The sequence below is a fragment of the Roseovarius sp. W115 genome (assembly GCF_032842945.2).
In the GTDB taxonomy this organism is placed as follows: domain Bacteria; phylum Pseudomonadota; class Alphaproteobacteria; order Rhodobacterales; family Rhodobacteraceae; genus Roseovarius; species Roseovarius rhodophyticola.
The window spans coordinates 877278-889713 of the sequence record NZ_CP146606.1; the positions used below are offsets into that span (position 1 = coordinate 877278).

Genomic DNA, 12436 nt, shown 5'->3' on the forward strand with positions numbered 1-12436 from the left:
CACGCGTTGGCCTTTACTCTGCTCGTGCTTCCGCTGAGCGTGGCCGTGCCTCGGCTTATACCCAAGCTGGCAATTTCAGCGTTGATCTTTGGTGGCATGATTGAACTGGTCCAGCCCAGCTTTGGGCGCTCCGGTGATTGGGGCGACTGGGTGGCCGATGCTGTTGGTATCGCCGTGGGGGTTTTGCCGGGTTTCTGGCAAAAAGAAAAAAGCGTTAAACGGGTTTCACGCCAGCCTTGGGTTTCGGCGTCAGCACTTCCAGCGGACGTCGCACCGTTTCACGAATACCCAATCCACTGCTTGGAGCCTGCACGCGTTTACTGGCCTGTACAATCAGAACACCGCCAGCGGCAATAAACGATAGTTTGCCACCAAGGCTTTCCCACATACCAGAGGTCTTGCGCCAAAAGCGACGATGTGAGGGCGGCTGATACAGCGTCGTCACATGTGCCTCCGGAAGAAAGCTATGCGATTTAAGTTGGTTTTCGAGTTGCGACTGACTGTAGGGCCGGCCGTTGCCAAAGGGCGTTCGGTCACTGCGTGACCAAAGCCCGGCACGGTTGGGCACCACAAATAGCGCAGACCCTCCAGGCCCCAGAACACGCCAGCATTCTTCGAGCAAGTCGCGCGGGCGTTCGGACGATTCCAACCCATGCATCACCAACAACTTGTCGATATGTCCGGTTTCCACAGGCCAGTATGTTTCTTCGCAAAGCACACTGACATTTGGAAGATCGCGCGGCCATCGGATGACACCTTGCGGGGCTGGCATAAGGGCAAGCACCCTTCGGCTGTCATTCAGATAAGGCCGCAGGAATGGCACCGTAAAACCGTAACCTGCCACGGTTTGACCTTTGGCTTCCGGCCAGAGGCGCCGGATTTCTTCACGCAGGGTTTTCTGCACCGCTCGCCCAAGGGCGCTGCGATAATAGAAATTGCGAAGATCCTGCACATCAAGATGCATTGCGGCTCCGGGCGTGATCCGTCAGTCTTGGCATAACACTAACCCGGAAATGAGGTCAGGACCATGACATTGCAAATCGAAACCATCCCGTGCCTTTCGGACAATTACGCCTACCTGGCGCATGACCCGGCGACGGGCGAGACGGCTGTGGTGGATGTGCCGGAAGCGGCACCCATTCTGAATGCCCTTGCTGAAAAAGGCTGGCGTGCGACTCAGGTTCTGATCACGCATCACCATGCAGACCACGTCCAAGGGCTCTCTGACCTTTTGGCGCAACATGACGCAAAGGTTGTGGGCCACGCCGCCGATGCGGCGCGATTGCCGCCGCTTGACCAGTCGGTGAGCGAAGGCGACACCGTCTCAATCGGCAGCGAGACCGGGCATGTCATGGATGTCTCGGGCCATACCGTCGGACATATCGCGTTTCATTTTCCGCAAAGCGCAGTGGTTTTCACCGCTGACAGCCTGATGGCTCTGGGCTGTGGCCGGGTGTTTGAAGGCACGATGCCGCAAATGTGGGATAGCCTGTCAAAGCTGGCCTCCCTGCCGCCGGAAACGACTGTGTGCTCAGGTCACGAGTACACAGCCGCCAACGCACGGTTTGCGTTAACCATTGATCCGGATAATCCGGACCTTATATCGAGGATTGAGGCGGTCGATGCCGCCCGAGCACAGGGACGCCCAACAGTCCCGTCCCGTCTTTCTGAAGAGCTGGCTACAAATCCGTTTTTGCGTGCTGCTGACCCCGGCATTCAGGCCCATTTGGGCATGACAGGGGCAAATGCAGTCACAGTTTTTGCTGAAATACGGACCAGAAAGGACAATTTCTGATCACAAGATGTGTGCAAATGCTTCATTTGAGAGGAAATGTGATCAGGTTTTGAAAAAAGCCCTTGAAGGCGGCCAGAGATCGACCACACTTTAACTATAAGGCCATAGTCTCTGGTCGAGCGGGTGCCTGAAACAATAAGGAGCACGATCGTGCCGTCATTCTCGAACAGTCTTGAACAGGCAATCCATGCCGCGCTGGCGCTGGCCAATGCACGACAGCATGAGTTTGCAACGCTGGAGCATCTGCTTTTGTCGCTGATCGACGAGCCGGATGCGGCCCGCGTGCTCAAGGCCTGTAGCGTAGACACCGAAGAATTACGGACAACTCTTGTGGAGTTCATCGACGATGATTTGTCCAATCTGGTGACGGATATCGAGGGCTCTGAGGCGGTCCCAACGGCGGCATTCCAGCGTGTTATTCAACGCGCGGCTATTCATGTTCAATCTTCCGGCAGAACGGAGGTCACAGGAGCGAACGTTCTGGTGGCAATATTCGCAGAGCGCGAAAGCAATGCGGCCTATTTCCTGCAGGAGCAGGACATGACACGCTATGACGCGGTGAATTTCATTGCTCATGGCGTTGCAAAAGACCCGGCCTATGGAGAGTCTCGCCCGGTGCAGGGCATTGAAGGCTCCGACGAGGAAGGGTCCAAGTCGGATACCGAAGCCGAAGCGGTTGAAAATGGAGAGAGTGCTCTTGCAAAATATTGCGTCGATCTGAATGAAAAGTCGCGCCGCGGCGATGTTGATCCGCTGATCGGTCGAGACAGCGAAGTTGAACGCTGCATTCAGGTTCTGTGCCGCCGCCGTAAGAACAACCCGCTTCTGGTGGGCGATCCAGGCGTTGGCAAAACCGCTATTGCCGAAGGCTTGGCGCATAAGATCGTTGGGGGCGAGACCCCAAAGGTTCTTTCGCGCACGACCATCTTTTCACTAGATATGGGCGCTCTGCTGGCTGGTACGCGCTATCGCGGCGATTTTGAGGAGCGATTGAAGGCGGTTGTGACAGAGTTGGAAGAGCATCCTGATGCGGTGTTGTTCATCGACGAAATTCACACTGTGATTGGCGCAGGCGCGACATCGGGCGGGGCTATGGATGCCTCAAACCTACTGAAACCTGCGTTGCAGGGCGGCAAGCTGCGCTGCATGGGATCGACCACGTTCAAAGAGTTCCGCCAGCATTTTGAAAAGGACCGCGCGCTCAGCCGCCGGTTCCAAAAGATCGATGTGGTGGAACCCACGGTTGAAGATACCGTGAAAATCCTGAAGGGGATCAAGCCCTATTTCGAGGAACATCACAGCGTGAAATACACCAATGATGCGATCAAATCGGCGGTTGATTTGTCGGCGCGGTACATCAATGACCGCAAACTGCCGGACAAAGCTATCGACGTGATCGACGAAGCTGGTGCAGCACAGCATCTTTTGACCGCCTCCAAGCGGCGCAAGTCAATTGGTGCCAAAGAAATCGAGGCCGTGGTGGCCAAGATTGCCCGAATTCCGCCGAAAAACGTGTCCAAGGACGATGCCGAGGTTCTCAAAGACCTCGAAAAATCGCTCAAACGGGTCGTGTTTGGCCAGGATAAGGCGATTGACGCGCTGTCTTCGGCGATCAAGCTATCCCGTGCGGGTCTGCGCGAGCCGGAAAAGCCCATTGGCAACTATCTTTTTGCCGGACCCACTGGCGTGGGCAAGACCGAGGTTGCCAAGCAGCTGGCCGATACGCTGGGCGTAGAGTTGCTGCGGTTTGACATGTCGGAATACATGGAAAAACACGCGGTCAGCCGTCTGATCGGTGCGCCTCCGGGCTATGTGGGTTTTGACCAGGGCGGTCTTTTGACCGATGGCGTGGATCAGCATCCGCATTGCGTGCTCTTGCTTGATGAAATCGAGAAGGCGCACCCGGATGTGTTCAACATCCTGTTGCAGGTCATGGATCACGGCAACCTGACTGACCACAATGGACGGACGGTAAATTTCCGCAACGTGGTCCTGATCATGACCTCGAATGCCGGGGCCACGGAACAGGCCAAGGCTGCCATCGGTTTTGGGCGCGACCGCCGTGAGGGCGAGGACACGGCTGCGATTGAGCGGACGTTTACGCCAGAATTCCGCAACCGTCTGGACGCGGTGATCTCCTTTGCGCCACTGCCCAAAGAGGTCATTTTGCAAGTGGTTGAAAAGTTTGTACTGCAGCTTGAAGCACAACTCATGGATCGCAATGTGACCATCGAATTGACCCGCCCGGCCGCAGAATGGCTGGCCGATAAGGGCTATGATGACAAGATGGGTGCGCGTCCGCTGGGCCGTGTCATCCAGGAGCACATCAAGAAGCCTTTGGCCGAGGAACTTCTGTTTGGCAAATTGGCCAAAGGCGGCATCGTCAAAGTGGGTGTGAAAGACGGGCAGATTGACCTGCGGGTTGAGGGGCCACAACGTCCGCGTCTGTCGGGCAAAAAGCCTCCGCTTTTGACCGCGGACTAAAAACGCCACATATGGATCAGGAAACGCCCGGCGATAGATCGGGCGTTTTTCGTTGAGCACACAAGATCTGCGCCGATTTTGCCCGTGGAAATTTGCGTTTCCGCGCCCCGTAGCGCTTATTTCTCGGTGAGCTTCAACTCAATCCGCCGGTTCTGTGCACGCGCCTCCGGCGTGGTGTCGGTATTTACCGGCTGGTATTCCCCAAAACCATTCGCCGAGAGGCGCTCAGGCGGGATGCCAAGGTTTTCGCTCATATAGCGCACCACAGACAGGGCGCGCGCCTGGCTGAGTTCCCAGTTATCGGCAAAGAGTGCACTGCCAACAATCGGCACGTCATCGGTGTGTCCATCCACCTGGATGACCCAATTGAGTTCGGGCGGAATGTCACTCGCAATATTGCGCAGGATTGCGGCCACGGTGGCAAGATCATCCAGACCTTCGGGCGAGAGGTTGGCCGCGCCCGGTGCAAACAGTACTTCGGAGGAGAAGACAAACCTGTCGCCGACGATCTGCACGCCTTCTTGCGCCGCAACCACATCACGCAACCTCCCGAAAAACTCCGATCTGAACCGCTCCAGATTGGCCTTCTCGTTTTCCAGATCAGCCTTTTCCTGTTCCAAACGCACCCGTTCGGCCTCTTCCAACTCGCGCCGTCGGCGTTCTTCGGACGCCACACGCGCGAGGGCCGTGTTCAACTCGTTGCCAAGCGATTGAAGCTGCACATCTGTCGCCGCTTCACGCGCCTGAGCATCGTCCAAAAGCGCCTGTAGCTGGCCCAGTTGCTGGCGCAGGGCCGTGACTTGTTGCGACAAGAGCGCCTGCTGGCGTTGCGCTTCTGTCGAGATTTCCGTTTGCTCCGCCAAGGCTTGCTGAGCTTGCGCGAGAAGCACCGCGCGTTCCTCGGCTTCGCTCAGCGCCGTTTCGTCTTCGGCTTCGGCGGCGAGCCGGGCCGCAATTTCAGCTGCAAGTTCTGTCTTGAGGTCCTCCGACGCCAGCTCGGCGGCGGCAAGCAAGGTCAACGTCTCTTCTGCTTTGCGCCGCTGTTCCTCAAGCGCCAGAGTCATGGCGGTCAGCTCGGTGTCAGCGCTTTGCAAGCGTTCGCGCAGTGCTTCGGCGGCTGCGGCATCCGCAAGCCGTGCCTTTTCCTCATCACTCAATTGCGTCTCAAGCTCACTGACCTGCGCCGACAAAGCCGCCTCAGTCTCAGCACTCTGCTTGCGCAGATCAGCGATGAGGGCCTCAAGCGCTTCCTCCGCGCCGCCGCCAAACGGGCGACTTCACTTTGCGCATCAATCTCATCGCGCAACCCGGCAAGGGCCAGTTGCAATTGTTCCTGTTCGCTCAAGAGCTCTGTACGTTGACCTTCCAGATCGGCAATCTGTCCAAGGTTTTCGTCACGCTGGGCCAGAAGTCCCGCCACTTGCTCTTCAAAGCTGGCAATGCGCGCCTGTTGTTCTGCAGTCTGACCTTGAAGGGCGGCAATTTGTGCCGCTTGGTCCTCTTCGCGCGCGCGTGCATCGCCAAGCGTCGCTGTCAGCGCGCCGACCCGCTCGGTGAGCGTGGCGCTGCGATCCTGTTCCAGCCCCAGAGCATCCGCCAACGCCGCGACTTCAGCTGAAAGAGCATCAAGCCGATCCGCCTGTCCCGTGATGGTTTCGCGCAACACAAATTGCACAATCATAAAGATCGTCAGCACGAACATGAGCACCAGCAAAAGACCGGTCATCGCATCCACAAAGCCGGGCCAGATTGAGGCCTGAAACCGTGCACCTGTGCGCCGCGAGAGGGCCATCGAGACGCCCTCCTATGATCCGCCCGAGCGACGGGCTTGCAGACCAAGTTGTGCAATGGATTTCGTCAACGCCGACAGATCACCGCGCAGCTCTGACATGCTTTCCTGTCGACCTGCGCTGATCTCTTCAAGAATACGCAGCATTTGCACGTCAATAGACCGCAGGCGCATCCGGCTTTCGGCGTCGATGCCGTCACTTGGCATATCGGCCTGATCCGAAAGCTTGGCCAAAAGCGCCTCCTGACCCTGAGCCACCCGGGCCAGTGCCTCGTTCATTGGATTGTTCTCACTCATCCGATGCGTGAGCCGCTCAACCGAATCCGCCAAGAGGCCCAATTTCTCATCAACCATGGCGCGGTTCACATCCGATTGGGTGAGCATGGTTTGAAGGCTCTCCATCTGCTCGGCCATATGATCCACCACGCCGGCGATGACCCCGGCGTCACCCGATCCATCGCCATCGCCCGCGGCAAAACCTACCCGAGTGATCGTCGAGACCCATTCTTCCAATTCGCGGTAAAACCGGTTCTGACCGTGCCCTGCAAAGAGTTCCAATAGCCCCACAACAAGTGAGCCAGCCAGTCCCAAAAGAGACGACGCAAAGGCCACACCCATACCGCCAAGCTGCGCCTCAAGACCGGTCATCAGGCGGTTGAACACGTCTACCCCACCTTCGCCCTCCTGCGGGGCGAGGCTCCTGATCGTATCGACCACGGCAGGCACGGTCGTGGCCAGACCATAAAACGTCCCTAAAAGCCCCAGGAAGATCAGCATATTGACGATGTAGCGCGTGATTTCCCGCGCCTCGTCGATGCGCTGTGCCACAGAGTCGAGTATCGAGCGCGCCGAGGTCGACGCGATTTTCATCTGCTTGCCTTTGCGCTGTCGCAAGAGCGTCGCCAATGGGGCAAGGAGTTGCGGCGGTTGTGCAATATCATGGCCGGGAATGTTGGCCACAAAACCTTCAATCCAGCGCTTGGACCCGCTCAACTGGAAGACCTGCCAGAAACAGGCGAGCACGCCGATGAAAAAGACAAATAGGATAAACCCGTTGAGATAGGGGTTGGCCTGAAACACAGGCAGGACGCTCGGCAACAGAAGAAAAGCCCCGGCGCCGGTCAGCCCCAGCACAATAAGCATCAGAACGATCTGTCTGATGGGGTGTGAAAACTGCGGCTCGACCTCACGGTCCGGCAAGTCCATCTGCGCGGCTCCCGGCACTGTTTTTCTTGGGCTCACCCTACGCGTTCAAGCCGGTCAAGCCAAGGTCTTATGCGCGCAGGCTCCGCACCCGTTTCACAAGCCACTCCAGATCGGGATCAGAGATGCCAAGCTCGGCCAGATGGGCTTGAGTTTGGTAAAGATATTCGTCATTTGGGCCACGCCCGCCGATGGCTTGCGATATGATCTGCGCCTGTTCTTCCAGCGCGATCCCGCCGCAATATTGCACATGGTCGGCGTCCACCACATAAGTCACGGCCTCGACCTCGCGGCCATCATCAAGCCTCAGCCCCAAATTCTTTTCCAAGTAGGCCGAAGAGATGAGTTCTCGTTCTCGCAGATACGCAAGAACGCTGTCTTCCTGCCCCTCGGCGACAGCCAGCGCAATGCCACGACAAACAGCTTCAGGATACTCATCAAGTGCCAGAACAAGTCCCGGCTCTGCCTCTGTGCCGCGGTGATGGATGGAGCGCATGCAAAAACTTCGGTGATAGCCGGGCAAGGTGGCCAGTTCGCGCGCGCTCGGCTCGAAGCCGGGGTTCCAGACAAGCGACCCATAGCCAAACACCCACATCGTCATATTCCCGCCTCTTGCGCTTTTACCTTCTCTGCAATCGCTCTAAACACCATTCCAAAGGTACAGAAAAGAGGGGCCGGGCAGATGCGGGCACTCCTAACGGTTATTGTGATCGCGGCTTTGGCTTGGTCGATCTATTGGGCTGTGGGGTCCACTGGGGTCAACACGGCGTTTAATACCTGGTTTGAAGATCGCCGGTCTGAGGGCTGGGTGGCAGAGGTGTCTGCGCTTGAGACCAAGGGCTTTCCCAACCGGTTCGACACGACTTTCAGCGATGTCTCTCTGGCCGATCCTGAAACGGGTCTCGCCTGGGAGGCACCGTTTTTTCAGATTTTCGCGCTCAGCTACAAGCCGAACCACGTGATTGCCGTCTGGCCCAACGAGCAGCGCATCGCGACGCCCCTCGCAAAGTATGATCTCGCCAGCGAAGACATGCGCGCCAGCCTTGTGACGCAAGCCGCGACAACCCTGCCGCTGGATCGCTTAACGCTGACGGCCGAAGCGCTGAGTGTCCTGGAAGAAGGCGCACGCGAGCCAACCCGCGCCAAGGCGCTGACCCTGGCGGTTGAACGCCAGTCCGTTGCCGAAAACAGTTACAGGTTGGGGTTCAAGGCCGATGGATTTTCGCCCGCGCTCGATTGGCGGGTTCAGATTGACCCCAATGGCACCTTGCCTGACACGTTGGACGCGCTGTCTGCGGATCTGACCGTGGATTTTGATGCCCCTTGGGACATTAACGCGATCCAAACTGCCCGTCCTCAGCCACGCAAGATCAATCTGCGACTGGCCGAGGCGCGGTGGGGGCAGTTGGAATTGCAAGCCGCAGGCGAAATGACAGTGGACGCCGCTGGCATCCCGGAAGGCGAGATCACGATCAAGGCGCGCAACTGGCGTGATATCCTCAAGCTAGCGGTTGAAACCGGAGCGATCCCCGAAGGGTTTGCAGGCAGTCTTGAGGACGGGCTGTCGCTGATGTCGCAACTGGCGGGCAATCCCAAAACTCTGGACATTCCTTTGGGGCTGCGCGGCGGACGGGTGCTTCTTGGCCCAGTACCAATTGGCCCGGCCCCCAGGCTTGTTCTGCGTTAGCGGCAAAAGGCCCCGCCACGATGGCTGGCCGTGTCAAAGTGGAAATGATCCCGGTGATGGCGGTCCGAATTCGGCCCAAGCACGGTCCCAAACGGACCACAGGCTGATTTGTGCAATTTGCGAAGGATCTTACCGCGCTTGCCGCCGCCCCAATCATTCAGCACAGAAATCGCACTGCCATCAGCCAGACGAAACTCCGAGATATCAATTGCATTGCCTTTCGCATGCTCTGATAACCGCGCGCCCCGCTGATGATTGCGGGTACGACACGCATAGTGTGCCGCCACCTTGAAGCTGCGTACGCCACCGCCGGCGTTGCCAATGGTCGGAATGGCCTGCTTGGTGGTCCAGCTGTGCAGCGTGCGCGCCGTCTTACAGTTCATGCTCGACGCCTGGCTTAGCGTAACTCCGCCGACCGAGGTCACAGAGACCGCGTTTGAGATGCCGCAGGCACCGGGGCCTTCGACCGTGCCAATCACAGTACCCTCAATCCCAGGCACGCCACACAGATTGCCGCGCGCCACCAGATCAGGGGCATCATTATCACCACCAATCAGACCGCAACTCGCTAGAACCAAAGGAAAAAACATCGCCACTCGCATATCACTCTGCCTTTTTGATGCGTCCGAAATCCGGTACGCCAGTATCTTGCCCTGCTTCAATAATACCACGGCGGATTTCGCGTGTCCGAGTGAAATATCTATGCAGGTGCTCGCCATCGCCTGCGCGAATGGCGCTTTGCAGTTTGAACAGCTCTTCGCTGAAACGCCCCAGAACATCCAGTGTGGCGTCTTTGTTGTTGAGAAACACATCGCGCCACATGGTGGGGTCGCTTGCGGCTATCCGCGTGAAATCGCGAAACCCAGCGGCTGAGAACTTGACAACCTCGCGGTCTGACACCCGGCGCAGATCATCGGCTACCCCTACCATCGTGTAGGCAATCAGATGGGGAATGTGACTGACCACGGCACAGACTTGATCGTGATGCTCAACGTCCATCCGCTCGGTCAAGGCACCCATGCCCTGCCACAGCGCCTCAAGCTGTTGTGTGGCGTCCTCGTCCGCGCCATCGGGCACAATCAATGTCCAGCGCTCGTCAAAAAGTTCGGCAAAACCCGAGGTCGGGCCGGAATACTCGGTGCCTGCCATCGGATGCGCCGGGACGAAATGCACGCCTTCGGGCAAATACGGCGCGACGGCGTCGATGACGGCGCGTTTGACAGAACCAACGTCGCTCACAGTGGCGCCGGGTTTCAGCGCCGGTGCAATTTCTTCGGCCACCGCGCCCATGGCCCCCACTGGCACACACAGCACCACAAGGTCAGCATCACGCACCGCCTCTACGGCGGTGTCGCAAACCACATCGCACAATCCGATTTCGCGGGCTGTCTGACGCGTCTCGGCTGACCGCGCGTATCCGGCAACCTCACGCGCCAAGCCACCACGTTTCATAGCCCAGAACATTGACGACGCAATCAGGCCTAACCCGATAAGCGCCACGCGGTCATAAATCTGGCTCATGCTTGGCCTCCGGGTGCCCCTGCACCCATGAACTGCCCAATCGCATGGGCCACCCGGCGACAGCTTGGTTCGTCGCCGACGGTTATGCGCAGGCAATGTGGCAGGTTATACCCCGCCACACGGCGCACAATGAGACCAGAGGCCTGAAGGTAGGTGTCGCAGGCTTCTGCCTGTGCCCGGTTGGCAAAGCGCGCCAGCACGAAATTGGCGGTAGACGTGTCCGAGACGACGCCGTGCTCGGCAAGGGCCTCGGCCAGCCAGGCACGCAGCCGTGTGTTCTCAGAGCGGCATTTTTCGGCCCAGGCCTTATCGCGCACTGCGGCCTCGGCCGTCACCAATGCCGCTTGGCTCAGGTTGAACGGTCCGCGAATACGGTTGATCACATCAATCACCGGCGCTGGCGCATAGCCCCAGCCCACGCGCAATCCCCCAAGACCATAAAGTTTGGAAAAGGTGCGCGTCATAACCACATTCTCGCGGGTCTCGACAAGCGACGCGCCGCCATCGTAACCGTCAACATATTCTGCATAAGCCCCGTCGATGACCAGCATCGCCTGTGAAGGTAATCCATCCGCCAGACGCGCCAGTTCCGCCTCACCGATCATCGTGCCCGTGGGGTTGTTGGGGTTGGCGATGAAGACAAGCCTGGTTGCATCCGTGCACGCCGCAAGAATGGCATCAACATCCGTCACCCGTTCGCGCTCCGGCACCTCAACAGGGGTCGCCCCGTTGGCCAGGGCGGCGATCTTGTAGATGGCAAACCCGTGTTCGGTGTGGATGACTTCATCGCCTGGTCCGGCGTAAGCCTGACACAGAAGCGACAGGATCTCGTCACTGCCCACGCCGCAAACAATCTGATCACTGTTCAGACCATGCACCTCGGCAATTGCGCCGCGCAGCGCGGCATGATCCGTCGACGGATAGCGGTGCAGCTCATGTGCCGCGCGCCGAAACGCCTCTTTCGCCGCATCGCTTGGCCCAAACGGATTTTCGTTCGAGCTGAGCTTGATCACGTTCGCGACACCCTCGACATGGCTTGCACCCCCGACATAGGGCGCAATCTCAAGGATTCCAGGCTGTGGCATGATTTTGGTCATTGGTCTCTCCCTGCGGGGTGTTCTAGCCAGCGTCTCCCGCCTTGACCATCCCTTTCACACACGAAAAAGGCCGCGGCGGGTCCCCGTCGCGGCCTCTCTAACTTGATGCAGAACAGGTTAGTTCTGCGCGTAGAATTCGATGACGAGGTTCGGTTCCATCATCACCGGATACGGCACGTCGCCGAGGCCCGGAGTGCGGACGAAGGTTGCAGTCATTTTCGAATGGTCCACATCGAGATAGTCAGGCACATCGCGCTCTGGCAGCTGCGCTGCTTCCAGAACGATGGCCAACTGCTTGGAGCGATCACGCACTTCGATCACGTCACCCTCTTTCACACGGTAGGAGGGGATGTTGACCTTCTGGCCGTTCACACGGACATGGCCATGGTTCACAAACTGACGTGCAGCAAAAATGGTGGGCACGAATTTCGCGCGGTAAACGACCGCGTCGAGGCGGCGCTCAAGCAGACCCACCAGCAACTCACCAGTGTCGCCTTTTGCACGCTCGGCATCGCGGAAGATGCGGCGGAATTGCTTTTCGGTCAGATCGCCGTAGTAGCCCTTGAGTTTTTGCTTGGCACGCAACTGCAGACCAAAGTCAGAGATTTTCGCCTTGCGACGCTGACCGTGCTGGCCGGGGCCATATTCACGACGATTAACCGGGGATTTCGGACGACCCCAGATGTTTTCGCCCATCCGGCGGTCGATTTTGTACTTGGCAGCCGTTCTTTTAGTCATCGACTGATCTCCTCTTCGTGTTTCGAGAGGGCGTTGTCCTTGTCCCGGATTTGGCCGGGCCGACAGGTATCCCCTTGCGGGGGCCACCAACACCAATGAAGCCGCGCTTATACAGGCGTTTC

Annotated in this window: 10 protein-coding genes and 1 pseudogene; 3 read left to right on the forward strand and 8 right to left on the reverse strand. The window is 58.3% G+C overall.

The genetic code is table 11. The annotated features are described in order from the left end of the window. Positions 1–214 precede the first annotated feature (214 nt). Positions 215–964 (reverse strand): class I SAM-dependent methyltransferase, encoded by a 750-nt coding sequence (locus RZS32_RS04480; RefSeq protein WP_317055831.1) that lies wholly within the window; start codon positions 962–964, stop codon positions 215–217. A gap of 63 nt (positions 965–1027) precedes the next feature. On the opposite strand from RZS32_RS04480, the gene gloB reads away from it, so the two are divergent. After that, positions 1028–1795: a hydroxyacylglutathione hydrolase gene (gene gloB / locus RZS32_RS04485; protein ID WP_317055832.1), complete on the forward strand. Its 768-nt coding sequence runs from the start codon at positions 1028–1030 to the stop codon at positions 1793–1795. A 150-nt stretch (positions 1796–1945) separates the two neighbouring features. After that, positions 1946–4279, forward strand: coding sequence for an ATP-dependent Clp protease ATP-binding subunit ClpA (gene clpA / locus RZS32_RS04490; RefSeq protein WP_317055833.1), 2334 nt, complete (start codon positions 1946–1948; stop codon positions 4277–4279). 116 nt (positions 4280–4395) lie between these two features. Here the strand turns inward: clpA and RZS32_RS04495 are convergent. The 3 genes and pseudogenes from RZS32_RS04495 to RZS32_RS04505 all read right to left on the reverse strand — a co-directional run bounded on the left by RZS32_RS04495 (position 4396) and on the right by RZS32_RS04505 (position 7872). Then, a pseudogene (locus tag RZS32_RS04495) lies at positions 4396–6071 on the reverse strand (peptidoglycan -binding protein). A gap of 12 nt (positions 6072–6083) precedes the next feature. Further along, positions 6084–7274, reverse strand: coding sequence for a biopolymer transporter ExbB (locus RZS32_RS04500; RefSeq protein WP_317055835.1), 1191 nt, complete (start codon positions 7272–7274; stop codon positions 6084–6086). Between the two features lie 67 nt (positions 7275–7341). Then, positions 7342–7872 (reverse strand): gamma-glutamylcyclotransferase, encoded by a 531-nt coding sequence (locus RZS32_RS04505; RefSeq protein ID WP_317055836.1) that lies wholly within the window; start codon positions 7870–7872, stop codon positions 7342–7344. Between the two features lie 81 nt (positions 7873–7953). On the opposite strand from RZS32_RS04505, the gene RZS32_RS04510 reads away from it, so the two are divergent. Beyond that, the gene (locus RZS32_RS04510; protein WP_317055837.1) at positions 7954–8958 is read left to right on the forward strand and encodes a DUF2125 domain-containing protein; all 1005 of its coding nucleotides are present in this window, start codon (positions 7954–7956) and stop codon (positions 8956–8958) included. Here the strand turns inward: RZS32_RS04510 and RZS32_RS04515 are convergent. From RZS32_RS04515 to rpsD, 4 genes are all read right to left on the reverse strand, one after another. Continuing rightward, a complete protein-coding gene (locus RZS32_RS04515) occupies positions 8955–9548 on the reverse strand; it encodes an extensin family protein (RefSeq protein WP_338550251.1) in 594 nt (197 codons plus the stop codon). The genes RZS32_RS04510 and RZS32_RS04515 overlap by 4 nt on opposite strands. Before the next feature lie 13 nt (positions 9549–9561). Continuing rightward, positions 9562–10479, reverse strand: coding sequence for a prephenate/arogenate dehydrogenase family protein (locus tag RZS32_RS04520; RefSeq protein WP_317055839.1), 918 nt, complete (start codon positions 10477–10479; stop codon positions 9562–9564). Continuing rightward, positions 10476–11576 (reverse strand): histidinol-phosphate transaminase, encoded by a 1101-nt coding sequence (gene hisC, locus RZS32_RS04525; RefSeq protein ID WP_317055840.1) that lies wholly within the window; start codon positions 11574–11576, stop codon positions 10476–10478. The genes RZS32_RS04520 and hisC overlap by 4 nt, the downstream gene beginning before the upstream one ends. Before the next feature lie 117 nt (positions 11577–11693). Then, entirely contained in the window at positions 11694–12314 is a 621-nt protein-coding gene (gene rpsD, locus RZS32_RS04530; protein ID WP_317055841.1) for a 30S ribosomal protein S4, read from the reverse strand. Positions 12315–12436 lie beyond the last annotated feature (122 nt).

Bases quoted from the DNA above. Each gene is read 5' to 3' on its own strand.
- RZS32_RS04480 (WP_317055831.1), bottom strand. From the start codon at position 964: ATGCATCTTGATGTGCAGGATCTTCGCAATTTCTATTATCGCAGCGCC.
- RZS32_RS04500 (WP_317055835.1), bottom strand. From the start codon at position 7,274: ATGGACTTGCCGGACCGTGAGGTCGAGCCGCAGTTTTCACACCCCATC.
- RZS32_RS04515 (WP_338550251.1), bottom strand. From the start codon at position 9,548: ATGTTTTTTCCTTTGGTTCTAGCGAGTTGCGGTCTGATTGGTGGTGAT.
- gloB (WP_317055832.1), top strand. From the start codon at position 1,028: ATGACATTGCAAATCGAAACCATCCCGTGCCTTTCGGACAATTACGCC.
- hisC (WP_317055840.1), bottom strand. From the start codon at position 11,576: ATGACCAAAATCATGCCACAGCCTGGAATCCTTGAGATTGCGCCCTAT.
- rpsD (WP_317055841.1), bottom strand. From the start codon at position 12,314: ATGACTAAAAGAACGGCTGCCAAGTACAAAATCGACCGCCGGATGGGC.
- RZS32_RS04520 (WP_317055839.1), bottom strand. From the start codon at position 10,479: ATGAGCCAGATTTATGACCGCGTGGCGCTTATCGGGTTAGGCCTGATT.
- RZS32_RS04505 (WP_317055836.1), bottom strand. From the start codon at position 7,872: ATGACGATGTGGGTGTTTGGCTATGGGTCGCTTGTCTGGAACCCCGGC.
- RZS32_RS04510 (WP_317055837.1), top strand. From the start codon at position 7,954: ATGCGGGCACTCCTAACGGTTATTGTGATCGCGGCTTTGGCTTGGTCG.